The 26,222-nt window shown below is 71.3% G+C and carries 16 protein-coding genes; 7 read left to right on the plus strand and 9 right to left on the minus strand.

Annotation, left to right across the window (positions count from 1 at the left end; translation table 11 throughout):
* Window positions 1–534: 534 nt before the first annotated feature.
* From ACFYO2_RS27345 to nirD, 3 genes are read left to right on the plus strand one after another with little or no spacing between them, the layout of a single operon-like run.
* Complete coding sequence (locus tag ACFYO2_RS27345; RefSeq protein ID WP_388354258.1) at window positions 535–1,749, plus strand: NAD(P)/FAD-dependent oxidoreductase; 1,215 nt, start codon at window positions 535–537, stop codon at window positions 1,747–1,749.
* Window positions 1,749–4,376, plus strand: a complete 2,628-nt coding sequence (nirB, locus tag ACFYO2_RS27350; protein WP_388354261.1) for a nitrite reductase large subunit NirB — start codon at window positions 1,749–1,751, stop codon at window positions 4,374–4,376. The genes ACFYO2_RS27345 and nirB overlap by 1 nt, the downstream gene beginning before the upstream one ends.
* Entirely contained in the window at window positions 4,373–4,723 is a 351-nt protein-coding gene (nirD, locus tag ACFYO2_RS27355) for a nitrite reductase small subunit NirD (RefSeq protein WP_388354264.1), read from the plus strand. The genes nirB and nirD overlap by 4 nt, the downstream gene beginning before the upstream one ends.
* Window positions 4,724–4,818: 95 nt before the next feature.
* Here nirD and ACFYO2_RS27360 read toward each other — a convergent pair whose 3' ends face one another.
* The 7 genes from ACFYO2_RS27360 to ACFYO2_RS27390 form a co-directional block, all read right to left on the minus strand.
* A complete protein-coding gene (locus ACFYO2_RS27360; RefSeq protein ID WP_388354267.1) occupies window positions 4,819–5,745 on the minus strand; it encodes an oxidoreductase in 927 nt (308 codons plus the stop codon).
* Window positions 5,746–6,243: 498 nt separating this feature from the next.
* On the minus strand, window positions 6,244–7,218 hold the full coding sequence (locus tag ACFYO2_RS27365; RefSeq protein WP_388354271.1) for an enoyl-CoA hydratase/isomerase family protein: 975 nt from the start codon (window positions 7,216–7,218) through the stop codon (window positions 6,244–6,246).
* Between the two features lie 135 nt (window positions 7,219–7,353).
* Window positions 7,354–7,527 carry a zinc-binding dehydrogenase gene (locus ACFYO2_RS27370; protein ID WP_388354273.1) on the minus strand — a complete coding sequence of 58 codons (174 nt, stop codon included), beginning with the start codon at window positions 7,525–7,527 and terminating at the stop codon, window positions 7,354–7,356.
* A complete protein-coding gene (locus ACFYO2_RS27375) occupies window positions 7,524–7,925 on the minus strand; it encodes a zinc-binding dehydrogenase (protein ID WP_388354276.1) in 402 nt (133 codons plus the stop codon). Before ACFYO2_RS27375 ends, ACFYO2_RS27370 begins: the two co-directional genes overlap by 4 nt.
* Window positions 7,926–8,043: 118 nt before the next feature.
* Window positions 8,044–8,199 carry a hypothetical protein gene (locus tag ACFYO2_RS27380; RefSeq protein WP_388354279.1) on the minus strand — a complete coding sequence of 52 codons (156 nt, stop codon included), beginning with the start codon at window positions 8,197–8,199 and terminating at the stop codon, window positions 8,044–8,046.
* Window positions 8,200–8,821: 622 nt separating this feature from the next.
* Window positions 8,822–11,569: a pyruvate, phosphate dikinase gene (gene ppdK, locus ACFYO2_RS27385; protein ID WP_388354282.1), complete on the minus strand. Its 2,748-nt coding sequence runs from the start codon at window positions 11,567–11,569 to the stop codon at window positions 8,822–8,824.
* A gap of 417 nt (window positions 11,570–11,986) precedes the next feature.
* Window positions 11,987–13,213 (minus strand): ROK family protein, encoded by a 1,227-nt coding sequence (locus ACFYO2_RS27390; protein ID WP_388354285.1) that lies wholly within the window; start codon window positions 13,211–13,213, stop codon window positions 11,987–11,989.
* A 119-nt stretch (window positions 13,214–13,332) separates the two neighbouring features.
* Between ACFYO2_RS27390 and ACFYO2_RS27395 the strand changes: the two genes are divergently transcribed.
* From ACFYO2_RS27395 to ACFYO2_RS27405, 3 genes are all read left to right on the plus strand, one after another.
* On the plus strand, window positions 13,333–14,847 hold the full coding sequence (locus tag ACFYO2_RS27395) for an amylo-alpha-1,6-glucosidase (RefSeq protein WP_388354287.1): 1,515 nt from the start codon (window positions 13,333–13,335) through the stop codon (window positions 14,845–14,847).
* Window positions 14,844–16,781, plus strand: coding sequence for a glycogen debranching N-terminal domain-containing protein (locus tag ACFYO2_RS27400; RefSeq protein WP_388354290.1), 1,938 nt, complete (start codon window positions 14,844–14,846; stop codon window positions 16,779–16,781). The genes ACFYO2_RS27395 and ACFYO2_RS27400 overlap by 4 nt, the downstream gene beginning before the upstream one ends.
* A gap of 326 nt (window positions 16,782–17,107) precedes the next feature.
* Complete coding sequence (locus tag ACFYO2_RS27405; protein ID WP_388354784.1) at window positions 17,108–18,838, plus strand: CDP-alcohol phosphatidyltransferase; 1,731 nt, start codon at window positions 17,108–17,110, stop codon at window positions 18,836–18,838.
* Between the two features lie 15 nt (window positions 18,839–18,853).
* Here ACFYO2_RS27405 and dusB read toward each other — a convergent pair whose 3' ends face one another.
* Window positions 18,854–20,008 (minus strand): tRNA dihydrouridine synthase DusB, encoded by a 1,155-nt coding sequence (dusB, locus tag ACFYO2_RS27410; RefSeq protein WP_388354293.1) that lies wholly within the window; start codon window positions 20,006–20,008, stop codon window positions 18,854–18,856.
* Window positions 20,009–20,112: 104 nt separating this feature from the next.
* On the opposite strand from dusB, the gene ACFYO2_RS27415 reads away from it, so the two are divergent.
* Complete coding sequence (locus ACFYO2_RS27415; protein WP_388354296.1) at window positions 20,113–21,567, plus strand: MFS transporter; 1,455 nt, start codon at window positions 20,113–20,115, stop codon at window positions 21,565–21,567.
* Window positions 21,568–21,642: 75 nt separating this feature from the next.
* On the opposite strand, the gene ACFYO2_RS27420 is transcribed toward ACFYO2_RS27415, so the two are convergent.
* Window positions 21,643–26,220 (minus strand): HAD-IC family P-type ATPase, encoded by a 4,578-nt coding sequence (locus ACFYO2_RS27420; RefSeq protein ID WP_388354298.1) that lies wholly within the window; start codon window positions 26,218–26,220, stop codon window positions 21,643–21,645.
* Window positions 26,221–26,222 lie beyond the last annotated feature (2 nt).

Raw genomic sequence — 26,222 nt, forward strand, 5'->3', positions numbered from 1 at the left:
CAGCGATCCCACCGCCGGGGGGGGGGGGGGGGGGGGGGGCGCGGCGCCCCCCCCCCCCCCCCCCCCCCCCCCCCGGCCCCGTGGCGCCAGTCGGCCGGTGGCAGGCTCTCAGTGGGACGCACGCCACACCACCGGCTCAGTGGGCATCGCGGACGCGCTTCCGTGCGGGCTTCCGCGATGAACCCCTCCCGCTGCGACCGCCGACCCCGTACGACGGCCCTGCCGGGAGCCGTCGGCCGAGGTGGCCGAACCGGGATGTTCCGGGTGGCGCTCCTCGTCCGTCGCCCTGCGCGTGAGCTGGTGAAACCCGGGATCCTCCGGCTCGTGTCGCCCCGGTCGTAGACGATGGTGGGTGCACGGAAACGTGGGGCTCGGCCGGTGCCGGGCCGCTCGCGCCGTGCCCCGCCTCACAGCGCACCACCGGCGCCCGCCCCGAACCCTCACATCCACCCCCCGACCCCGCTGAGGGCAGCGTTCCCCGCGGGAAACAGACGTGATGCGGCCGGGTAACACCGGCAACGCACGCTCCTAGGCATGACCTCGAATACGCGTGTGGTGGTGATCGGCGCCGGGATCGCGGGCGTCCGTCTCGCCCGGCGGCTCGGTGAGCTGGGCGTACCCGTGACGCTCATCGGCGAGGAGGAGCACCGGCCCTACAACCGGGTCCTGCTCGCCGAGGTGCTGGCCGGCCGCTACAGCCCCGACGTGATCGCCCTCCCGGCGCCCGCCGAGCTGACGCGCGCCCGGGTCACCGGCATCGACCGGGCCGGGCGGAGCGTGGAGTGCGCGGACGGCACGAAGATCGCATACGACACGCTGGTCCTGGCCACCGGCTCCAACCCCGTACTCCCGCCCCTGCGCGGCCTGTTCAGCCCCGATCACGTACTGCCCGAGGGCGTCCACGCCTTCCGGACGATGGACGACTGCCTGGGCCTGTCCAAGGCGGTACGGCCGGGCGTGAAGGCGGTCGTCATCGGCGGCGGGCTCCTCGGTGTGTCCGCGGCCCGGGCGCTCGCCCTGCGCGGCGCCCAGGTCATGCTCGCCCAGCAGTCCGAGCGGCTCATGGAGCGTCAGCTCGACCCGGCCGCCTCCAAGCTGGTCCGGCGCCACCTCACCGATCTCGGCGTCGAGATTCACACCGAGTGCCGGGTCCGCGACGTGCGCTGCGTCGGCGGCGCGGTCCGCTCGGTGGAGATGGCCGACGGATACGCCCTCGACGCCGACCTCGTGGTCCTGGCCTGCGGGGTCCACCCCCGTGTGGGCCTCGCCCAGATCTCCGGCCTCGACGTCCGCAAGGGCGTCGTGGTCGACGACGAACTGCGCACCTCCGACCCGCACATCCGGGCGATCGGCGACTGCGCACAGCACGACGGCACGGTCTACGGACTGGCCACTCCCGCGCTCGAACAGGCGGATGTGCTGGCCGAGTCGCTCGCCGGCCGGGCAGATGCCCGCTACACCGGCACCCGTTCGCTGACCCGACTCACCCTCACCGGGCAGTCCGCCTTCGACCTCGCCGCGTTCGGCGAGACGGAGGCCCTGCCCGGCGACGACGTGGTCCAGCTCGCCGACGCCACCCGAGGCACCTACCGCAAGGTCGTCGTCCGTGACGACCGCCTGGTCGGCGGGGTCCTCGTCGGCGAACTCGGCACCGTCGGCGCGCTCGCGCGCGCCTGGGAGGGAGCAGAGCCGCTCCCGTCCGACGGCGGCCCCCTGCTCCACCTGCTCACCAACGATGGAGGCTCCTGATGTCCACGACCGCACTTGTGGGGAACGGCCCCCGCCCCACGATCGTGCTCGTCGGCCATGGCATGGTCGGCCAACGCTTCCTCGAAGCGCTCGCCGAGCGCGGCCTGACCGCCACGCACCGCGTGGTCGTGCTGTGCGAGGAGCCACGTCCCGCGTACGACCGCGTGCAGCTCACCTCGTACTTCTCGGGCAAGACGCCCGAGGACCTGTCGATGACGGACATGCAGTTCATCGCCGACCACGGCATCGAGCTGCACGTCGGTGACCCCGCTGAGACGGTCGACCGCTCGGCGAAGCGGGTGACGGCCCGCTCCGGACTGACCGTCGACTACGACGTCCTGGTCCTCGCCACCGGCTCGTACCCCTTCGTCCCGCCGGTCCCGAACAAGGACGCCCAGGGCTGCTTCGTCTACCGCACCATCGAGGACCTCCTCGCCATCGAGGAGTACGCCAAGTCGAGGACGACCGGTGCGGTGGTCGGCGGCGGTCTGCTCGGGCTGGAGGCGGCCGGTGCGCTGAAGGGCCTCGGGCTCACCTCCCACATCGTGGAGTTCGCGCCCCGCCTGATGCCGGTCCAGGTCGATGAGGGCGGCGGCGCCGCGCTGCTGCGCACCATCGAGGACATGGGCCTGTCCGTGCACACGGGCGTGGGCACGCAGGAGATCGTGGTCGACGAGTCCGGTGCGGTCACCGGCATGAAGCTGTCCGACGGTTCCGAACTCGCCACCGACCTGGTGGTGTTCTCCGCCGGTGTCCGCCCCCGCGACCAGCTGGCCCGCGACTGCGGTCTGACGGTCGGCGAGCGCGGCGGTATCAGCGTCGACGAGCAGTGCCGCACGGTCTCCGACCCGCACGTCTTCGCGATCGGCGAGTGCGCGCTGGCCTCCGACGGCCGGGTGTACGGCCTGGTCGCCCCCGGCTACGAGCAGGCCGAGACCGTGGCCGCGACGATCGCCCAGGACGAGGCGGAGTTCACCGGCGCCGACCTGTCCACCAAGCTGAAGCTGCTCGGCGTGGACGTGGCCTCCTTCGGCGACGCGCACGGCGCGACCGAGGACTGCCTCGACGTCGTCTACTCCGACTCCCGCGCCGGCCTGTACAAGAAGCTGGTCATCGGCCGCGACGGCAAGCTGCTCGGCGGCATCCTGGTCGGCGACGCGGACGCGTACGGCACCCTGCGCGCCTTCACCGGTTCGGTCCCGCCGGTCTCCCCCGAGTCCCTGGTCCTGCCGGCCGGCGCCGGCGCCCCGGCCCAGCTCGGTCCGTCCGCGCTGCCGGACGAGGCGATCATCTGCTCCTGCCACAACGTCTCCAAGGGCACGATCCGCGGCGCGGTCACCGACCACCAGTGCACGACCGTTCCCGAGGTCAAGAAGTGCACCAAGGCCGGCACCGGCTGCGGCAGTTGCGTCAAGGTCCTCGGCCAGCTGGTCACCGCCGAGCTGGAGGCGAGCGGCGTCGAGGTCGACAAGGGCCTGTGCGGCTGCTTCTCGCAGACCCGCGAGGAGCTGTACGAGATCGTCCTGGCCCTGCGCATCAACACCTACCAGGACCTCCTGGACCGCTACGGCCGTGACAGCGCCCGCGGCGGTGACGGCTGCGAGGTCTGCAAGCCGGCGGTCGGCTCCATCATCGCCTCCCTCGCCCCGACGATCGGCGCCAGCAACTACGTCCTGGACGGCGAGCAGGCGGCCCTGCAGGACAGCAACGACCACTTCCTCGCCAACCTCCAGAAGAACGGCTCGTACTCGGTCGTCCCCCGCATCCCCGGCGGCGAGATCACCCCCGAGGGTCTGATCGTCATCGGCGAGATCGCCCGCGACTTCGGCCTCTACACGAAGATCACCGGCGGCCAGCGGATCGACATGTTCGGCGCGAGGGTCGAGCAGCTCCCGTTGATCTGGGCCCGTCTGGTGGACGCCGGCTTCGAGTCCGGTCACGCCTACGGCAAGGCCCTGCGCACGGTGAAGTCCTGCGTCGGCCAGACCTGGTGCCGCTACGGCGTCCAGGACTCCGTCCGCATGGCGATCGACCTGGAGCTGCGCTACCGCGGCCTGCGCTCCCCGCACAAGCTCAAGTCGGCGGTGTCCGGCTGCGCCCGCGAGTGCGCCGAGGCCCAGTCCAAGGACTTCGGCATCATCGCCACCTCCAACGGCTGGAACCTGTACGTCGGCGGCAACGGCGGCGCCACCCCGCGCCACGCGGACCTGCTCGCCCAGGACCTGACCGACGCCGAACTGATCAAGCTGATCGACCGGTTCCTGATGTTCTACATCCGCACCGCGGACCGCCTGGAGCGCACGTCGACCTGGCTGGAGCGGATCCCCGGCGGCCTGGACCACGTACGGGACGTGGTGGTGGAGGACTCCCTCGGCATCTGCGAGGAGCTGGAGTCCCTGATGGCGGACCACGTGTCGCACTACCGCGACGAGTGGGCGACGACCATCAACGACCCGGAGAAGCTCTCCCGGTTCGTCTCCTTCGTGAACGCGCCCGACACCCCCGACCCCGTCGTCGGCTTCGTCCCCGAGCGCGACCAGATCAAGCCCGACCTGCCGCTGCTGTCCATCGGCATGCGCCCCAGTGAGAACCCGGCAGACGTCCTGGAAGGAAGCGCCCAGCGATGACCCTGGCACCCGAGACGACCGACCTGAAGATCCAACTGAGGCTGACCGACAGCTGGTTCACGGTCTGCGACCTGAACCAGCTGCTGCCGGGCCGCGGAGTGGCCGCCCTGCTGCCCGACGGCGACCAGGTCGCCCTCTTCCGCGACCGCGCCGGCACCCTGTACGCCGTCGACAACCGGGACCCGTTCAACGGCGCGGCGGTCCTCTCCCGCGGCCTGATCGGCTCCCACCAGGGTCGCCCCTTCGTCGCCTCCCCCCTGCTGAAGCAGCGCTTCGACCTGGAGTCGGGCCAGTGCCTGGACGACGAGTCGGTACGGATCACGACGTACGAGGTGCGGACCTCGTAACGGATGATCTCGAGGGGCCGGCGGGCTCACCCTGATCGGGCCGGGCGTGACGGTGGCCGGCGGCCGGCCGCAAGGTGTGACCGGCCGCCGGCCCGTCATACCTTCAGCTGGTCGTACGCCACCCCCGTCAGCTCCTCCGAGGCGGCCCAAAGGCGCTCCCCCGCCCTGTCGTCGAGCGTCCACGGTGCCCGCCAGGACGGTGCGGGTGATCCGCGCCAGCCTGCGAACGAGGGGCCGGTGAAGGAGTCGGGGCGTACGTCGGGCGCGGTCGCGGCGTAGAGCGTGGGCAGGGCGCCCGCCTCGGCGGACTGGGCGAAGAAGCGGTTGCCGATCTCCATGAACCGCTCGCTCAGCTTGCGGCCCGACATTCGGGCGCCCTCGGTCTGGAGGTTGGTGGCGGCGTACCCGGGGTGCGCCGCCGCGGCGACGACATCCGAGCCGTGGGCCGCCAGCCTGCGCGCGAGTTCGTGCGTGAAGAGCAGGTTGGCGGTCTTGGAGCGGGCGTAGGCGGTCCAACGCCGGTACCTGCGCTCGCTGTTCAGATCCGTGATGTCGATGTTGGCCATCGAGTGCATCGTGCTGGAGACGGTCACGACGCGCGCGCCCGGCGTGGCGAGCAGCGTCGGCAGCAGCAGCCCGGTGAGCGCGAAGTGCCCGAGGTGGTTGACGCCGAACTGCGTCTCGAAGCCGTCCGCGGTCGTGCCGTACGGCAGCGCCATCACGCCCGCGTTGTTGACGAGCAGGTCGAGCCGGTCGTTCGAGGAGGCGGCCGCGAACCGCCGTACCGAGGCGAGGTCGCCGAGGTCGAGCCGCGCAAGCTCCACCTCGGCGCCCGGCACTTCGGCGACCATCCGGTCCCCGGCCGCGGTGCCGCGCGCCTCGCTCCGGCAGGCCAGCACCACCCGGGCGCCCCGCCGGGCCAGCTCCCGCGCGGTGACGTACCCGATGCCGCTGTTGGCGCCGGTGACGACGGCGACACGGCCGTGCTGATCGGGAATGTCCTTCTCGGTCCAGCCGGCCATGACCGACCTCCCTCCCGTGACGGTTCGGACTCAGCCTACGAGCGGCGGGCGCTCCAGGTAATCGTCCGGGAGCCGGGAGGGGCCGCGAGGGGCCGCGTGTCCAGTTGAAGTGCTCTCCTTCGTGAAAGAAGAGATTCCCTCCTACCTCGCGGTGGTGGGCTTGACGCGTTTCCGCGTCTCACGACTGCACCTTCCGGCAGCCGGGGCAAGCGCGTGGCCCGCCCGGTATGCGGCGAAAGCGTTGCGGGCGGCGTTGGTATCGGCGTTGCCGGACCAGCCGCACGCGGGGTTGGGAACTGCTGGCGATGTAGTGAGCGGTGTGATCGCGGCCGGCATCCGGGTGGCGGCCGACACCACGGTTTGGTCCTGCTCGGCACGCGCAGCGGTGATGAGAACCAGGTCCTCGCCGTCTCTGCGGTGCACGAGCAGTCTTGGTTTCAGCAATGGCCTCGAGGCGATGAACCGCCGATCAGGACGAGGTCACCACATCGACCCGATCTACTCGCTTGGGCTACTTCCGAATCGCCCGGCGCCGAGTGCTCGCGCGTACGTCTCACGATTCAACAGAGGGAGCTCGCCAGTGGCGTCCGTGGTGGCGATGTATTCAAGCATCCGCCCCTGAGCTTCCTTCGATTGATCTCTGACCAGGAACTCGGCGTGCTCGAACTGCAAGCCGTCCTCGAGCGACAGGGAGCTGCCGAAGTAGATGGATCGCTTGATGGCTCCCAGAGATTTCTTCGAGCGTAGGCTCAGATACTCCGCGCGCTCGATCGACCGGGCGAGGACCTTTTCCTTTGGCACCACTTCGTCGACCGCACCGAGCGAGAGAGCCTCTGCAGGCGTGAACGGCCTGCCTTCGAGAACGGCGAGCAACGTCTGCTGAGTACCGATCAGACGAGGCAGTCGCTGAGAGCCGCCGCCACCCGGTGTCAGTGCGAGCAGGACTTCTGTCAGGCCGATGACATACTCCCCGTCTGCCATGATGCGCAGATCACAGGCAAATGCCAGTTCCGAGCCGACGGCAAGTGCCGAACCGTTGAGTGCCGCAACGAAGATGGTGCCGCTTGCATTCATCTTCAGGAAAGTGGCATGGAAGCTGTCGAGCTGCAGAAGTGTCTTGAGCCGGGTCATCCCCGCGAGCGTTCTGACAACCGGCACTCTGTTGATGAGTCTCGCCGTGCGCGCTACGAGCTTGGCGATGCGCGTGTTGATCGGCGGGAATCCAGTGCCGCCTTCTTGTAGCCAGCGCACATCAGAATGACTCAAGAAGCGGTCAGGATGCGTACCGGTGAAGACGACCGCGCGGATGTCCGGATCGCGGTCTGCACGATCGACCAACTCTTTCAGCTGCTTGGCGATCTCGGGATCGAACAACGCATGCGGACCTCCGTCGATACGAGCGACAAGCACCCCGGCTTGGCCCTCGACGGCAATGTGTCCTGCGGGCTGCGAGCTACTTCGCGACGTGTCCATGTGGTCCTTCGGTGAGTTGGCTGTGGTCGATGGTTTCCGGCGCTCGCGCGGGTCACGCTCCTCCTGAGACGGCGACGCATTCTGTGCGCAGGGGGCGTGCCGACCCGGCGACCGGGGGCGGCAGGTCGGGCGCGGTCATGTCACGCGGATGACGACCTTGCCGGCCTTGGTGCGTCCTTGCTCGAGGTGGGCCATGGCTTCATGGGTCTGGCCGAAGCCGAAGACGGAGACGGAGTCCACGACCGGCCGGATGATCTCGGCATCGGTGAGGGCGGAGAGTTCGCGGAGCTGGTCGCCGCTGGCCTTCATGAACAGGTTCGAGAGTACGACACCTGGTGTCGTCGGGCACGTCGGCGGATCCGGTGGCTCAGGGCGGCCATGGCCGGCCGGACGACGGGATTGGCGCCGATCTCCCGGGCGAAGGTGGGGTCGGGTGGCCCGGTGATGCTGATGACGGTCCCGCCCGGCTTCAGCACCCGCAGTGACTTGTCGAGGGCTTCGCCCCCGACCGTGTCGATGACGAGGTCGTAGTCGTGAAGGACCGTCTCGAGCGCCTGCTTCTGGTAGTCGATGACGACGTCCGCGCCGAGGTTCTTCACCAGGTCGGTCTTCGTCGCGCTCGCGGTCGTGGCCACGCTCGCACCGAGATGCTTCGCCAGCTGGATGGCGATGGTACCGACGCCGCCGGACGTGCTGGGCGGACTCATGGGAGGGCTCCGTTTCGTAGCGGTCAGTGGTTTTGGGCGGCAGACAAGAAGCAGTAGGAAAAAAGGGGGCTCAAAAGCGGTCACCGGGGTGACCGGACGCTGCGTGCTCGCGGCGGGCTCAGCGCTGATCGAAGGTCGACGCCTGCTCGTTCAGGGAGGCCCTGGACCAGTCGCGGAGATATGTGATGCTGAAGAACGGTGCTTTTGACCCCCGCACCACCAGATCCGCCAACGTCCTGTCCTTGCTTCCGGTTTCGATGATCGCGGTCGCCATGTCGTCTCCCGCGGTGCGCGCGAGTCCGCTGACCACGCCCGACGCTACGGGCAGCGAGCTGCAAGCGGATCTGTCGTCGTATCGGTCGTCGTATCGGTCACGGAGATGGCGAAGTTCGGAACGCAGGTGGCACGAGCGCTCCGGCGGCAGCAGCCATGAAGCTTTCAAGCAAAGGGACCTTTACGGACGGCGCCAGGAGTAGGCCGCCCTCGCCCGGATCCTTGACGCCGCTCGTCAGGGCGACAGGGCAGCCCTGATGCTGTGGGGAGAACCCGGCGTCGGCAAAACGCTTTGCTCATCGTCGCATCGAAGCTGAAGCCGGCAACGGTGGACGAAAGCGCGGGAGGCGGAGCAGACGAAGACCGGTGCGGCTGCGGCGCGACACGGTCTGGGTGCCTCCGGTCCATACAGCCCGACCACGTCACGGCACGGACCCTTTCGATGACACTCCACAGGTGACGCATGAGAGGGCGGCACCCCCGCACAGGGTGCCGCCCTCTCGTCGTGCTCCGGAACCGCCGCCCATCGGTGAGGGTCGGTCGGGGACAGTCGACGGTCCCGGCGTTCAGCGGGCCAAGGCCTCAGCAGGCATAGGCCTCAGCGGGCCAGGGCCCGAAAACGCCTACCGGTGATCACTCCCCGCCGACTGCGAAGCCGCCCGCCCCGCCTCCAGCCGCGCCACCGGGATCCGGAACGGCGAGCAGGAGACGTAGTCCAGTCCCACCTCGTGGAAGAAGTGCACGGACTCGGGGTCGCCGCCGTGTTCGCCGCAGACGCCGAGCTTGAGGTCGGGGCGTGTCGCGCGACCCGCCTCCGCGGCCAGCTTCACCAGGGAGCCGACGCCGTCCTTGTCGATCGTCTCGAAGGGGGAGACGCCGAAGATGCCCTTCTCCAGGTACGCCGTGAAGAACGAGGCTTCCACGTCGTCCCGGCTGAAGCCCCACACCGTCTGGGTCAGGTCGTTCGTGCCGAAGGAGAAGAACTCCGCCGCCTCCGCGATCTGACCGGCGGTCAGGGCGGCGCGCGGCAGCTCGATCATCGTGCCGATGGCCAGCTTCAGTGACGTGCCCGTGGCGGCCTCGACCTCGGCCACCACCTGGTCGGCCTCCTCGCGGACGATCTCCAGCTCCTGGACCGTGCCCACCAGCGGGATCATGATCTCCGCGCGCGGGTCACCCTTGGCGTTCTTGCGCTCGGCCGCCGCCTCGGCGATCGCCCGTACCTGCATGGTGAACAGGCCGGGGATGACCAGGCCCAGTCGCACACCGCGCAGACCCAGCATCGGGTTCTGCTCGTGCAGGCGGTGGACGGCCTGGAGCAGGCGCAGTTCGTTCTCGTGCGGCTCCTGGCGGGACTCCGCCAGCGCCACGCGGACCGACAGTTCGGTGATGTCCGGCAGGAACTCGTGCAGCGGCGGGTCCAGCAGACGTACCGTCACCGGCAGGCCGTCCATCGCCGAGAACAGCTCTACGAAGTCCTTCTTCTGGAGGGGGAGCAGCGCCTTCAGCGACTCCTCGCGCTCGGTCTCCGTGTCGGCCAGGATGAGGCGCTCGACCAGCTCACGGCGGTCACCGAGGAACATGTGCTCGGTACGGCACAGGCCGATGCCCTGCGCGCCGAAGCGACGGGCGCGCATCGCGTCCTCGGCGTTGTCCGCGTTGGCACGCACCCGCAGGCGGCGCTTGCGGTCGGCGAACGCCATGATCCGGTGCACTGCCTCGACCAGTTCGTCGGCATCGTTGGCGCCCGCGTGCATCCGCCCCTCGAAGTACTCCACGACGGGAGACGGGACGACCGGGACCTCGCCCAGGTAGACCTTGCCGGACGAGCCGTCGATGGAGATCAGGTCGCCTTCCTCGACGACGTGGCCGCCCGGGACCGTCATCCTGCGGCGCTTGGTGTCGACCTCGAGCTCCTCCGCGCCGCACACACAGGTCTTGCCCATGCCGCGCGCCACCACCGCCGCGTGGGAGGTCTTGCCGCCGCGCGAGGTCAGGATGCCCTCGGCCGCGATCATGCCGTCGAGGTCGTCGGGGTTGGTCTCGCGGCGGACCAGGATGACCTTCTCGCCCGAGCGCGACCACTTCACCGCGGTGTACGAGTCGAAGACCGCCTTGCCGACCGCCGCACCCGGCGACGCCGCGATGCCCCGGCCGACCGTCTGGACCTTGGTGTCCTCGTCGAAGCGCGGGAACATCAGCTGGGCGAGCTGGGCGCCCGTCACTCGCTGGAGCGCCTCGGCCTCGTCGATCAGGCCCTGGTCCACGAGCTGGGTGGCGATACGGAACGCCGCTCCCGCCGTCCGCTTGCCGACGCGCGTCTGGAGCATCCACAGCTGACCGCGCTCGATGGTGAACTCGATGTCGCAGAGGTCCTTGTAGTGGTTCTCCAGCGTCTCCATGATCTGCATGAGCTGGTCGTAGGACTTCTTGTCGATCGTCTCCAGTTCGGCGAGGGGGACGGTGTTGCGGATGCCCGCCACGACGTCCTCGCCCTGGGCGTTCTGGAGGTAGTCGCCGTACACGCCCTGGTGGCCGCTGGCGGGGTCACGGGTGAAGGCCACGCCCGTGCCGGAGTCGGGGCCCAGGTTGCCGAAGACCATCGAGCAGACGTTGACCGCGGTGCCCAGGTCGCCGGGGATGCGCTCCTGGCGGCGGTAGAGCTTGGCGCGGTCGGTGTTCCAGGAGTCGAAGACCGCGTGGATGGCGAGGTCCATCTGCTCGCGCGGGTCCTGCGGGAAGTCCCGGCCGGCCTCGGCCTTGACGATCTTCTTGAAGCGGGTGACCAGCTTCTTCAGATCGGCGGCTTCCAGCTCCGTGTCGACCGTGACCTTCTTGGCCTCCTTCGCCGCCTCCAGCGCCTCTTCGAAGAGGTCGCCGTCGACGCCGAGGACGGTCTTGCCGAACATCTGGATGAGGCGGCGGTAGGAGTCCCAGGCGAAGCGGTCGTCGCCGGCCTGCTTGGCCAGGCCCTGGACCGACTTGTCGGAGAGGCCGATGTTCAGGACGGTGTCCATCATGCCGGGCATGGAGAACTTGGCGCCGGAGCGGACCGAGACGAGCAGCGGGTCGTCGGGCTGGCCGAGCTTCTTGCCCATGCGCTGCTCCAGCGCGTCGAGGTGCGCACTCACCTCGTCACGCAGTGCCGCCGGCTCCTCGCCGCTGTCGAGGTAGACCTTGCAGGCCTCGGTGGTGATCGTGAAGCCCGGAGGCACCGGAAGGCCCAGGTTGGTCATCTCGGCGAGGTTCGCGCCCTTGCCGCCGAGGAGGTCCTTGAGCTCCTTGTTGCCCTCGGTGAAGTCGTAAACGAACTTCACGCCCTCAACGCTGGTGCCGTGCTCAGCTACCTGGGGATCTTTGTTTTCCGACACGGGTCTCGACTCCTCGAGGACGCGGTGGCTGCCCTGACGAGCAGGAACATACCCAGATCAAAGGCTTCTGGGTACGTCCACTTGCCCGTCATGCGCCTGTAACCACTCGTCCGCCACCGGATCGAAAGTCAAAGCTTGGCAAGCGGATACGGGCGCATGTTTTCACTTCTTGAACGCAGGGGCGCTCACTTTCCCGAAATTCTGCTCACATGAGCGGCTGCGAGCCCGCCCGTTTTCGATCGATGAACGATCAGGGGGTGGCACTGAGTGCCAGCCCTTGGAGAAGTGCAGTCGGCCAAGATCCGCTCATCTGAGCGCAACCCTTATCAAGGGTGGCGATAATCACGCTGTCACAGACGCCGGAATTTCACCATGCGGACGCGTCTTGGGACCGAAACATCCTCGAAAAGATCGTGGTCACACCCCCAGCGCCGCCAGCCGTTCCTCCACCCGCTCCGGCGCGTAGAGGTGCTCAACGACCATCGCCCCCGCCCCGACCAGCCCCGCCCGCTCCCCCAGCCGCGACATCACGACGTCCAGATGAGCGGTGGAGCGCGGCAGCGCCCGCTGATAGAGAAGCTCACGCACGCCCGTGAGGAAGGCGGTTCCGGCCAGGTCCCCCGCGATCATCAGAACGCCGGGGTTCAGCAGAGTGACGACCGTCGCCAGCACGTCCCCGACCTGCCGCCCCGCGTCCCGCGCGAGCGCCGCCGCCTCCGGGTGCCCGGAGGCCAGCAGGTCCCGCACATCCGAGCCGGACGCCGCCGGCACCCCGGCCTCGGCCAGCCGCCGGGCCACGGCGCCGCCGCTGGCGACGGCGGCGAGACAGCCGTACGAGCCACATCGGCACAGTGCGTCGGCGCCCGCCGGGACCCGGATGTGGCCGAGGTCGCCCGCGCCGCCGTCGATGCCGCGGTAGATGGAGCCGTCGACCACGACTCCGGCGCCTATGCCGGTCGACACCTTCACGAGCACGAAGGCCGAGCAGTCCGCGTATCCCGTGCGCTGTTCGCCGTACGCCATGAGGTTCGCGTCGTTGTCGACCAGTACGGGGAGCGGTCCGGCGCCCGAGTGCTCGGTGAAGGCCCTCGCCAGGCGGCCTCTTATGTCGTAGCCGTCCCAGCCGGGCATGATCGGCGGCTGTACGACCCGGCCGGTGTCGGTGTCGACCGGGCCGGGCACGGCGAGGCCGATGCCGCAGACCTCGTGCGCCCGGTGGCCGGCCTTCTCCAGGAGTTCGGCGAACCAGCGGCCGAGTTCGCCGAGTACGGCGTCGGGGCCGTCCTCGATGACCAGGATGCCCGAGTGCTCGGCGAGGATCTCGCCGGTCAGGGTCAGTACGGCGGCCCGCGCGTGCCGCGTGTCCAGGTCGGCGGACAGGACGACCGCGTGGGCGTCGTCGAATTCGAGGGTGATCGAGGGGCGGCCGCCCAGCGGTGAGTCGACGGGGCCGCCGGCGCCCTCGCGGAGCCAGCCCGCGCGGAAGAGGCGGTCGAGGCGCTGGCCGACGGTGGCGCGGGACAGACCGGTCGCCTGTTGCAGTGCGCCACGGGTGGTGGCGCGGCCGCTGCGCACCAGTTCGAGCAGGTCTCCGGCGCTCGCCTGACTTCCCGTCCTGCCGGTCCTGCCGGGTCGTCCGGTCATGCACACCCCCTTGTGTTTCTCAAGCTTGCATTACATATTGGGTTTTGCGTGTTAAATAGACGTAACCCTACGGTAGCCACTGCCGAACTGGTCGGCCGTACGTCTTCGGGGAGCCTTGAGTGGATCGCGCAACGCAGGTCACCGCCCGCAACACCGGGCACTTCACCCCCGTACGCACCTTTTCCTCACCACCCTTTTCCGGACACGGTGAGGTGTCGGGATCCGAGGCTGTCGTATACGGTCCGCCGACCACGAAACATTCGGCCACGGCCCCCCGTTCCCTGCACGTCAGGGCCGCCCGCGTGCTGGAGGGCAACTGGACCGGCACCTCCACGATCCCCTCGCACGGCCTGTACCCGCACCAGTGGTCCTGGGACTCGGCGTTCATCGCCATCGGTCTGCGCCACCTCTCGCCCCTCAGGGCGCAGTCGGAGCTGGAGACGCTGCTCGACGGCCAGTGGGACGACGGCCGGATCCCGCACATCGTGTTCAACCCCTCCGTCCCCCTCGACGCGTACTTCCCGAGCCCCGACTTCTGGCGCTCCTCGACCGCGGGGCGCGCCGCGGGCGCCCCGCGCACCGTACAGACCTCGGGCATCGTGCAGCCACCGGTGCACGCGCTGGCCGCGTGGCTGGTGCACCGCGCCGACCCGGGGCTGTCGCGGGCGCGCGGGTTCCTCGCCCGGGTGTATCCGCGGCTCGCGGCCTGGCACCGGTATCTGCTGCACCGGCGGGACCTGGGCGCAGGGTCGCTGGCGTCCGTCGTGCACCCCTGGGAACAGGGTATGGACAACAGCCCCTGCTGGGACGCCCCGCTGAGCAGGATCACACCGGCTCCGGCCCGTTCCTTCCGCCGCGCCGACCTGGACCACGGGGCTCCGGAGGACCGCCCCACGGATCTGGACTACGGGCGGTACGTGCGGCTGGCGAGCGACTACCGGGATGCCGGGTACGCCGACGGGGTCGGTGACTTCGCGGTGGAGGACCCGGCGTTCAACGCCCTGCTCATCGCCTCCGAGCACGCCCTCGCGCGGATCGCGCAGGAGCTCGGGGCCACCGGGACGGCTCGGCACGCGCGTGCCGAGCGGCTGACGGCGGCGCTGATCGAGCGGCTGTGGGATCCGGCGGAGGGGATGTTCTTCTGCCGGGACGTGCGGGGCGGGGAGCTGATCCGCGAACGCAGCGTCTCCGGGGTCGTTCCGCTGCTGCTGCCCGGCCTGCCCCGCGAGATCACGGACGCGCTCGTGAGCACCCTGGGCGGGGCGCACTTCGGGCTCGGCGACTCCACCCGCCTGGTCCCGAGCTACGACCTGCTCGGCGAGGCCTTCGACCCGCACCGCTACTGGCGCGGCCCGGCCTGGTTCAACACGAGCTGGCTGGTGGAGCGCGGGCTGCGCACGCACGGCGAACAGCGGCGGGCCGACGCACTGCGCCAGGCCGTCCTGGACATCGCCGGCACATCCGACTTCGCGGAGTACGTCGACCCGTACACCGGCGAGGCCTGCGGGGCGACCGGCTTCAGCTGGACCGCCGCGCTCACGCTCGACCTGCTGCACACAGGCCCGGGAGACGACGTCTCCCCCACGGGCATCCGGACGTTCGAGATGAGTGACAAGGGAGGGGACCGGGGATGACGGACCGGCATCATCTGCTCGTGCACGGCGGGACGTTCGCCGCTGTGGGCGACGGCGGGGACATCAGCGGCGTGCGGGGCGGCAGCTCCCCGGACGGGTTGTTCGTACGGGACGCCCGGCACCTGAGCCGGTGGCAGCTCACCGTCGACGGTGCGGTGCCCGAGGCACTGTCACCGGTCGCCGACGGGGACACCGCGCGGTGCGCGCTGGTGCCGCGCGGCGGACGCCAGGAGCCGCCCGCGTACACGCTTTTCCGTGAACAGGCCGTGGGCGACGGCTCGTTCGTCGAGTCGCTGCGGGTGACCAGCAACCGTCCGGTGCCGACGACGGTCCGGCTCGCGGTGACCGCGGACGCCGACTTCACCGACCAGTTCGAACTGCGCTCGGACCACCGCACGTACGCCAAGATAGGAGCGACCCGCTCCCGCCAGGTCCTCGACGACGGCGTGGAGTTCAGCTACCAGCGCGGCGAGTGGCGCTCCTGTACGACGGTGACGGCCGAGCCCGCCCCGGACGGCGTCGAGGAGACCGGCACCGGCGCCCGTCGCCTCGTATGGACCCTGGACCTGGAACCGCACGGCACGGCCGAGCTGATGCTGCGTGTGATGGCCCGCCCGCACGGGGACAAGCGGGCGCTGCGCGTACCGCGCTCTCCGGCCGCACTGAACGATCAACTCCTGGCCATGGAGGGCGAGTTCGTCGAAGGCGTGGCCTTCCCCACCGGCTGGCCGGAGCTCGCGGCGGCCTGTGCGCGCGGGCTCGCCGATCTCGCCTCGCTCCAGGTGCCGGCGACCGGTCCGGACGGCGAGGAGCTGCGCGTACCGGCGGCGGGAGCGCCCTGGTTCCTCACGCTGCTGGGCCGGGACGCCCTGCTGACCTCGCTGTTCGCGCTGCCCTACCGGCCCCGGCCGGCCGCCGCCACCCTGCTGGCGCTCGCCGCGGCCCAGGCGACGGAGACCGGCCCGGAGTCGGTCTCCCAGCCCGGCAAGATCGTGCACGAGGTACGGCACGGCGAGCTGGCGCACTTCGGGCAGGTGCCGTACGGCCGTTACTACGGCTCGGTCGACGCCACCCCGCTGTTCCTCGTCCTGCTCGGCGCGTACGTCGAGCACACCGGGGACACGGATCTGGCCCGCCGGCTGGAGTCCCACGCCCGTGCGGCGATCGGCTGGATGCTGGACCACGGCGGGCTGACCTCGCGCGGTTACCTGGTCTACCGCGCCGACCAGGGCGGCCTCGCCAACCAGAACTGGAAGGACTCCCCCGGCGCCATCTGCTCGGCCGACGGCAACCGCGCGAGCGGCCCGGTGATGGCGGCGGGGGCCCAGGGGTACGCGTACGACGCGCTGCGCCGCACCGCCTGGCTGGCGCGCACGGCGTGGGACGACAAGGTCTACGCGGCCCTGCTGGAGCAGGCCGCCGCCGACCTGCGCGACCGCTTCCAGCGCGACTTCTGGATGCCGGACCACTCCTTCCCCGCCCTCGCGCTGGACGGCGAGGGCAACCAGGTGGACGCGCTGGCCTCGGACGCCGGGCATCTGCTGTGGTCGGGGCTGCTCGACAAGGAGTACGGCGAGGTCGTCGGGCGGCGCCTGCTCGAACCCGACTTCTTCTCCGGGTGGGGTGTGCGCACGCTGGCCGCCGGGCAGTCGGCGTACCACCCGTTGTCGTACCACCGCGGTTCGGTCTGGCCGCACGACAACGCGCTGATCACGCTGGGCCTGGCCCGCTACGGCCTGCACGACGAGGCCCGCACGGTCGCCCACGGCCTGGTCGACGCGGCGACGGCGACCGGGCACCGGCTGCCGGAGGTCCTGGCGGGCTACGGCCGGGACACACACGCCGAGCCGGTGCCGTACCCGCACGCGTGTGTGCGGGAGTCCCGGTCGGCGGCGGCGCCGCTGGCGCTGCTGACGGCGGTCGGAGGCGCGTAGCACAGACCGTCGGGGGCGTGCGCGTGCACAGACCGTCGGGGGCGTGCGCGTGCACAGACCGTCGGAGGCGTGCGCAGGCCGTCGAGGGGCGCGTGGCCGGACCGGCGGAGGCGCGTGGCAAGAGCCGCCGGGACGCGTGGCCGGACCGGCGGCGAACCGGTTGGCGAGGCGTTTGCCCGCTGTTTGCCGAGCAGTGGGCAAACCGGCTGAACACCGGACGGAGGCGAACCGTACGGGAATACGGCGGATCCGAGGCCCCTCTTCGGGTCCGCCGTACACCGGGCTTCGTACGGAAGGACCTTCGGGTGTCGACAGACGCGACCGAGCTGACCGAGGCGACGGGCGACGCCGTACCCGATGAGACGACGCCCGTCACGCCGAGGGCCCGGCTGACCCACTGGCACGCCTGGCGGACCCGGCACCCCGACGCCGCCCGCGTCCTGTCCTGGGCGACCACGGCTCTCGCCGCCGTCCTGGTCTTCGGCGCCCTTGTGCTGCCGAACAGACTCGCCGCGCTCGAGTACAACCGGTTCACGCGGCTGCCGGTGGAGGCGATCATCGGAGCCGTGCTGGTGCTCGCGCTGCCGCGTCGGCCTCGGGTGGTCGTGGCGGCGCTGTCCGGGGCGGTCCTCGGTGCGCTGACCGTGCTGAACCTGCTGGACATGGGGTTCAGCGAGTACCTCGGCCGGAGCTTCAACCTGGTCCTCGACTGGGGGCTGCTGGACGACGCCCAGGCGTATGTCGAGGACTCGATGGGCCGGGTGACGGCGATCGGCGCGGCGGTCGGCGCGGCGGTCCTCGTCGTGCTGCTGCTGGTCTGCATGGCGCTGGCGACGGTCCGGCTGAGCAATCTGCTGGTCCGCGACAGGCAGACCGCGACCCGGGCCACACTGATCGCGGGCACCGTCTGGATCACCTGCTCCACCCTCGGCCTCCAGATCAACGGCATGCCGATCGCCTCCGACCGGGCCGCCGGAGCGCTGGCGATCCAGGCGCGCCTGGTGAAGGCCACGCTGCACGACGAGGCGGCGTTCGCCAAGGAGGCCAAGGCCGACACCTTCGGCGACACGCCCGCCAGCCAGCTGCTGCCCGACCTGCGCGGCAAGGACGTCGTCTTCACGTTCATCGAGAGCTACGGCCGCAGCGCGATCGAGGACCCGGAGATCGCGCCGGGCGTCGACAAGACCCTCGACGCGAGCACCGAGGCCCTGGGGAAGGCCGGCTTCCACGCGAAGAGCGGCTGGATGACCTCGGCGACGTACGGCGGCAGCAGCTGGCTCGGCCACTCCACCACGATGTCGGGCCTGTGGATCGACAACCAGCAGCGCTACCGCACGGTCATGGCCGGCGACCACCTCAGCCTGACCAAGGCCTTCCGGAAGACCGGCGCCTGGGACACGGTCGGCGTGATGCCCGGTGTGCAGAAGGCCTGGCCGGAGCAGAGCTTCTACGGCCTCGACAAGGTCTACAACGCCTTCGAGATGGGCTACAAGGGCCCGAAGTTCAGCTGGTCGACGATGCCGGACCAGTACGCGCTGGAGGCCTTCCAGCGTCTGGAGCACGGCAAGAAGCGCGACAAGCCGCTGATGTCGGAGATCATCCTGACCTCCAGCCACCAGCCGTGGGCGCCCATACCGAAGCTGGTCGACTGGGACCGGCTCGGCGACGGCTCGGTCTTCGGCCCCATCCAGAAGGCCGGCGTCAGTCCGTCGCGGATCCTCACCGACTCCACCCGCTCCAAGCAGGAGTACGGCAAGTCCGTCCAGTACTCCGTCACCAGCCTCACCCAGTGGCTGGAGCGCTACGGCACCGAGGACACCGTCCTCGTCTTCCTCGGCGACCACCAGCCCATCGCCCGGGTCAGCGGCGCGGGCGCCAGCCGTGACGTGCCGGTCTCGATCGTCGCGAAGGACCCGAAGGTCCTCGACAAGATCGCGGACTGGAACTGGACGGACGGCCTGAAGCCGACCAAGAACGCACCCGTGTGGAAGATGAGCTCGTTCCGCGACCGCTTCCTGACGGCGTACGGGTCGACCCCGCACCCTTCGAAGGCCTGAGCTCCTCTACGGCGGTCAGCCCCCGGACGTGTCCAGTTCCGCGTCCTCGCCGATCCCCGCGCAGTCGTACGGGTCCTTCAGCCAGCCGTCCGGCAGCACCACCCGGTTGTTGCCGGAGGTACGGCCGCGGGGCCCGTCGGCGCCGACGGGCCAGGGCTGGTCGAGGTCCAGCTCGTCGAGTCCGGAGCGGAGTTCGGCCAGCGAGGAGGTGATCGCGAGCCGCTTGCGCATCTCGGAGCCGACCGCGAAGCCCTTCAGATACCAGGCGACGTGCTTGCGGAAGTCGATGACCCCGCGCGTCTCGTCGCCGATCCACTCGCCGAGCAGGGTGGCGTGGCGGACCATGACGTCGGCGACCTCGCGGAGGGAGGGGCGGGCGATGTCCTGCGTACGTCCCTCGAACGCCGCCACCAGGTCCGCGAACAGCCACGGCCGGCCCAGGCACCCGCGCCCCACGACCACTCCGTCACAGCCCGTCTCGCGCACCATCCGCAGCGCGTCCTCGGCCGACCAGATGTCGCCGTTGCCGAGCACGGGGATCTCCGGCACGTGCTCCTTGAGGCGCGCGATGGCGTCCCAGTCGGCCGTGCCGCCGTAGTGCTGGGCGGCGGTGCGGCCGTGCAGGGCGATGGACGTGACGCCCTCCTCGACGGCGATGCGGCCGGCGTCGAGGAAGGTGATGTGGTCGTCGTCGATGCCCTTGCGCATCTTCATCGTCACCGGCAGGTCACCGGCGCCGCTGACGGCCTCGCGCAGGATCGCCCGGAGCAGGTGGCGCTTGTACGGGAGGGCGGAGCCGCCGCCCTTCCTGGTCACCTTCGGGACCGGGCAGCCGAAGTTGAGGTCGATGTGGTCGGCGAGGTCCTCCTCCGCGATCATGCGGACGGCCTTGCCGACGGTCGCCGGGTCCACGCCGTACAGCTGGATCGAGCGCGGCCTCTCGGTCGCGTCGAAGCGGATCAGCTGCATGGTCTTCTCGTTGCGCTCGACCAGCGCCCGCGTCGTGATCATCTCGCTGACGAACAGGCCTTTGCCGCCGCTGAACTCCCTGCACAGCGTGCGGAAGGGCGCGTTGGTGATCCCGGCCATGGGGGCCAGGACGACCGGCGGCCGGACGGTGTGCGGGCCGATCTGCAGGGGCGTGCTGTTCGTGGGCGCGGTCGTGGGCATTCCCCCATTGTCGCGTACGGCGGCACGTGCCCGGGCCTCGGGGACATGACCTCGCGACAGTCATTAGTTAGACACACTATTGATGTCGGCGTACGCTGGAACGCATGCCCGAGCTCAGCCATCGCCGTCGCATGCTCGTCCTCGCGATCTGCTGTATGAGCCTGCTGATCGTGAGCCTCGACAACACCGTCCTGAACGTCGCGCTGCCGTCCATGCAGAAGGAACTGCACGCCAGCACCTCGGGCCTCCAGTGGACGATCGACGCCTACACCCTGGTGCTCGCCTCGCTGCTGATGCTCGCCGGCTCCACGGCCGACCGGATCGGCCGCAAGCGGGTGTTCATGGCCGGCCTGATCGTCTTCACCATCGGCTCGGCCCTGTGCTCCGTCGCCCCCGACCTGGAGATGCTGGTCGTCTTCCGCATGGTCCAGGCCGTGGGCGGCTCCATGCTCAACCCGGTCGCCATGTCGATCATCACGAACACGTTCACGGACCCGCGCGAGCGGGCGCGGGCCATCGGTGCGTGGGGTGCGGTGGTCGGCATCTCCATGGCCGCCGGGCCGCTGGTCGGCGGGCTGCTCGTGGAGTCCGTCGGCTGGCGGTCGATCTTCTGGATCAATCTGCCGGTCGGCCTCGCCGCTCTGCTGCTCACCCTGCGGTACGTCCCCGAGTCCCGCGCGCCCAAGGCCCGCCGGCCCGACCCGGTCGGCCAGATCATGGTGATCGCGCTGTTCGGCTCCCTGACGTACGCGATCATCGAGGCGCCGAACGCCGGGTTCACGACCGTGCTGCCGTTCGCCGCGGTGGCGCTGGCCGCGCTGGTGGGGCTGCTGCGGTACGAGCCTCGGCGGGACGAACCCCTCATCGACCTGCGGTTCTTCCGTTCGGCGCCGTTCAGTGGGGCGACGGTGATCGCCGTCAGCGGGTTCGCCGCGCTGGGCGGGTTCCTGTTCCTGTCGACGCTGTACCTGCAGAACGTGCGAGGGCTGGACGCGCTGCACGCGGGGCTGTGGATGCTGCCGATGGCGGTGCCGACATTTCTGTGTGCGCCGTTGTCCGGGCGCCTGGTCGGGTCGGTCGGGCCGCGCGTTCCGCTGGTGATCGCGGGTGTGGCGATGACGGCGAGCGGCGTCCTGTTCGCCGGGTTCGAGGGCCAGACGTCCAACGTCACGCTGTTCGTCGGATACGTGCTGTTCGGGGTCGGGTTCGGGTTCGTGAACGCGCCGATCACCAACACGGCGGTGTCGGGGATGCCACGCGCGCAGGCCGGCGTGGCCGCCGCCGTCGCCTCCACCAGCCGCCAGTTGGGGCAGACACTCGGGGTCGCGGTGGTGGGGGCGGTGCTGGCCACTGGCGTGGGGTCGTCGTCGTACCGGGAGGTCTTCGTGTCTGCCGCTCGGCCGGGGTGGTGGATTCTCGCGGGGTGCGGGTTCGCGGTGCTGGTGCTTGGGTTTGTGACGAGCGGGCCTTGGGCTCGGGGGACGGCTGAGCGGACGGCTGAGCGGTTGGAGTCCGCGGAGGTGCGGGCCGCTGCGGGGGTTGGCGCTTCGGCGCCGTAGGGGTTGTGGCTTGTACGGCGACTGCGGGCCGTCTGGCTGGTCGCGCGGTTTCCCGCGCCCCTGCGGTGGGTCCGCTCACGCCAGTTGATCAGCCAAGCTCGGCCATCGCTTGAGAAGTGCCTCCTCCACCCGGGGTAGGGACGTCTGGCCCGCCAGTGCCACCGCTATTGCCGCCAGCACTCCCGCCCAGGCCATCGGGCCCAGTGGGGTGCAGCCGAAGAGTTGGCTGGCGCCCGGGGTTTCCACCAGGGCGAAGAGGGCCAGGGCCGAACCGAGGGATGTGAAGCGGACCAGGGGGCTGTCTCGGCGGTCGGCGAGGGTTTGGGCCAGTTGGGTGCCTACGACGGCGCAGAGGGCCATCGTCGTCGAGCGGCGGGTGGTGCCCGGAGTGAAGCGACCGAAGAGCCAGGCGACCGTGGCGCCCAGGCAGGTGGTGAGGGCCCGGTGGCGGATCTGGCGGATGAGGGGGGCGCCGAGCAGGGCGGTGCCCAGAGGGCCGTCGGTTTCTGCGGACTCGGCCTCTTCCTTGGGGGTCACCGCCACCGCCATCGCCGGGAACAGGTCCGTGAAGAGGTTGACCAGCAGCATCTGGCGGGTGGACAGGGGCGCGGAGCCCGACAGGAGGGTGCCGAGGATGCCGAAGCCGACCTCGCCGGCGTTGCCGCCGATGAGGATGGCGATGGCGTCGGCGACGCTGTGCCACAGGGCGCGGCCCTCCTGGACCGCGTCGATGAGCACCGAGAGGTCGTCGCCGGTGACGACGAGGTCGGCGGCGTTGCGGGCGGCGGCCGAGCCGCGGGCGTTGATGCCGACGCCGATGTCGGCGGCGCGGATGGCGGCGGCGTCGTTGGCTCCGTCGCCGACCATGCCGACGACCCGGTCGGCGTCCCTGAGCGCCTCGACGACCTGGAGTTTCTGCTCCGGCGCGACCCGGGCGACGACGTCGGCGTCCCGCAGCATGCGGGAGCGGGCCGTGCGGTCGGCGGCGGCGAGTTCGTCGCCGGTGACCACGTTGGCGTCGTCCGGCCAGCCGAGGTCGACGGCGATGGCGTGCGCGGTCTGCGGGTGGTCTCCGGTGAGCACGACGGGCCGTACGCCCGCCTCGCGCAGCCCGCGGACCAGGGCCGGGGACGTCTCGCGGGACACGTCGGCGAGGGCGAGCAGCCCGGTGAACTCCAGGTCCCGCAAGGGCTCTTCGAGTACGTCCGTGGCCTTCTCGCCTTCCTTCAGCGGGCGTCCGGCGACCGCCAGGACGCGCAGCCCGTCGCCGGCGAGTGACTGGGCTTTGTCGGAGATGTGGGAGGGGAGGCCTGCGCAGGTGGGCAGGACCGTCTCGGGGGCGCCCTTGACGACCAGGACCGGTGAGCCGTCCCCGGCGCGGCCGACGGCGGCGGCGTAGCCGCGGGCGGCCTCGAAGGGGACGCCCGCGGTCTGCTGCCAGTCGGGGTCGGGTCCGGCGGCGTCCAGGACGGCTTCGTCGGTGGCGTGCACCGGGCGGACCGAGTCGCCGTTGAGGCGGGGGCAGGCGCGGGCCGCGGGCCGCAGCGTGTCGGCGGCGGCCGGTTCGTCCAGGGTGCGGACCGTGCCGTCCGCGTCGGCCACCCGGACCAGGCGCAGCCGGTTCTCGGTGAGCGTGCCGGTCTTGTCGAAGCAGATGGTGTCCATGCGGCCCAGCGCCTCCAGGGTGCGCGGGGTGCGGACGAGGAGACCGCGGCTGCTGAGCCGGCGGGCGGCGGCGAGCTGCGCCACCGTGGCGACCAGCGGCAGCCCTTCGGGTACGGCGGCCACGGCCACGGCGACTCCGCCGCTGACCGCCTGTCTGATGGGCGTGCCCCGCAGCAGCGACAGGCCGGTCACCGCGGCGCCGCCCGCCATCGTCAACGGCATGGCCTTGCGGGTGAGTTCCTGGAGGCGGGCCTGCACTCCGGCGGCCGGCGGGACACGGGCGGCGAGGGAGACGGCCCGGGCGGCCTCGGTCCGGTCGCCGGTGTCCACGACGACGGCCTGGGCGCGTCCGGCCACCACGGTCGTCCCCTCGAAGACCATGCATTGCCGTTCGGCCACGGGGGCGCGCGGGGTCGGGTCCGTGCTCTTGTCGACGGGCAGGGACTCGCCGGTCAGCGCGGACTCGTCGACCTCGAGACCGTCCTCCCACAGCAGGCGGGCGTCGGCGGGTACGACGTCGTCGGTCTTGAGGTCGATGACGTGGCCCGGGCGGAGCCTGGCGGCGTCGACCACACGGGCGGTTTCCCCGTCGTCCGCGACCCGTGCCTTCTGCTTCTGCTGGGCGAGCAGCCCGGACAGCGCGCGCTCGGCCCGCAGCCGCTGGAAGCCGCCGACCAGGGCGTTCAGATCGAGGGCGCCGAGGACCAGCAGGGCGTCCACGGCCGAGCCGAGGATCGCCGACGCGGCCGAGCCGACGGCCAGGACCGGGGTGAGGGGGTCGTCCAGTTCGCCGCGTACGGCCCGGGCGAGCTGCAGCGACCAGCGCGCGGGGGCCAGCACGGGCAGTCGTACGACGGTTTCGGCGGCCGTGCGCACGCCGGCCGTCGTCTGTTCGACGGGGGTCGGCTCCGGGGGCGCCTCCTGCTCCAGGCGGTCGCGTACGTCGTCCGGATGCAGGGCGTGCCAGGCGACGCGGGGCCGGGGGTGCGGGGCGCGCGCCGTGGCGACGCCGAGGGCGGCGCGGGTTCCGGTGAACAGGGCGGCGGCCGCGCCGAGGTCGACCGGCGCGTGCCGCAGGCCGGGGAGGAGCGACCCGCGGCCCCGGCGGGACTCGCCGACGGCCACGAGCAGGCCGGACAGCGCGGCGCCGGACCGGGCCAGCGTCTTCGACCGGCGGCCGACGCCACGCTCCGCCGGGATGGCGATAAGCAGCCGCCACACGTCGGCGAGGCCGTGCGGGGCGAGGACGTCCGCGCCCCACACCACCTGGCCGTCCTGGTCGGTGAGGGCGACGGCCACGTCACCGCGGAGCAGCCCGTCGGTCACGTCCGTGTCGTCGTGCGGGCGCGGGCGGGCGACGGTGACGACACCGCCCTCCTCGCGCAGTTCGTCCACCACCTCGCTCAACGTCCGGTCCGCGCCGACGACCTGGTCGGCCAGGCCGGTGAAGTCGGCGAGTGCGGGGTCGTCGACGACCACGACCCGCAGACCGGCCCGGCGGGCGGCGTCCAGTACGGGCTCGACCCACGGGTCCGCGCCCGCGCCGGGTGTCTTCAGCGCACTGGGGTGCAGGACGACCGTGCCGACCATCTCCAGCTGCCGCAGCCGGCTCGGGTCGCGCACCAGCACGCCCGTGTGGGACAGGGCGGCGCCCAGGACGGCGTGGAAGACGGCGGGTCCGTAGCGCGCTGCCTTGGGCGAGCCGGCGAGGACCGCCTCCGCCGCCTCGGCGAGGTCGTGCTTGACGAGCAGGGCGGCCGCGGCGCCCACGACGCTGCCGGCCGAGGCGTGGGCGGCGTATTCCTGCGCCGGGGAGGTCCGCAGCGGCGGACGTACGGACGGATCCGCGGGCACACTGTCCCGGCCCGGCACGCACAGCTGGTCGTGCACGGTCTCGAAGGCGGCCGTCCGCACCACCGCCTCCGCCAACTGGCAGGTTCGCAGCGCCCCGTCGAGCAGCAGCGAGGTCGGGGTGTGGCCGGCGCCGTGCACGGCCGCGTTGGCGGCGGCGAAAACGACTTCCATGCGGGCGTTGCCGAGGCGGGCACGCATCCAGGCGCGGAAGCGGGGGTTCTCGCGCAGCAGGGTGACCAGGGCCGTCACCAGCCGCGGCGAGGGCGGCAGCCGCATCGCGGACCCCACCAGCGCGGCCACCGCGCCCACCGCGTCGGCGGCGAGCGCCTCGGCGGCGGTCCGCACGGAGGCCGGGTCACCGGGATGACCGAGTTCCTCGACGTCGTCGTCCTCGGCGGGCACCAGCCCGTACCGCCCGGCAAGCACCGCCGCCCGCTCGGCGACCCGATCGCCGACGGCCTCCTCTGTCGCCGTGACCACCAGCCGCCCCAGACCACGGTCCCAGTAGGCGAAGGCGACATCCGGATGCTCGGCGAGAGCCGCGGCCAGACGGCGGGCCAGGTGTTCGGTGCGATGGGGGTGGGGAGCGGCGACCTCGGGCGCGCCGCGGGATTCCGCGGACCCCGGCGGCTGGGCAGAGGGCTCCGCGATCTGTACGAGGGGCTCGGCGCCGTAGGTCGGCGGGGGTCCGGCGCCGTTGGCCTCGGGGGCCTGCGGGAGTTCGGCCCCGTAGGCCTCGGGGGGCTGCGAGCTGTCGATCGGCGTGGGCCGCCACTCGACACCGTCGGCCTGTCGTGCCGTGTGTTCCGCGTCGCCTGCTTCATCCGCCCGCTCCGCCGCCCGCTCGGCGCGGTCTGCGGCCTGGCGGAGTTCTTCCGCGGTGGCCTCTCGCAGGGCCAGGTGGGTTCGGGGGCCGGCGCGCCAGTGGCGGGGGGCGCCCGGGAGGGCCGCCCGGCCGACGCGGGCGACGCGCAGGGCGAAGTCCGCGCCGCGCACGCCCGCCCGGGCCGTTCCCGCCACCGCCCCGGCGGCGACGCCCACCGCGGGCGCCGTACCCCGGGCGAGCAGGCGCGGGCCGGCCAGGACGAGTCCGGCGGCGGCTGCCGTGGGACGGGTGAGAAGACCTCCGCTCATCA

It is taken from the genome of Streptomyces sp. NPDC006602, assembly GCF_042870385.1.
Taxonomy (GTDB): domain Bacteria; phylum Actinomycetota; class Actinomycetes; order Streptomycetales; family Streptomycetaceae; genus Streptomyces.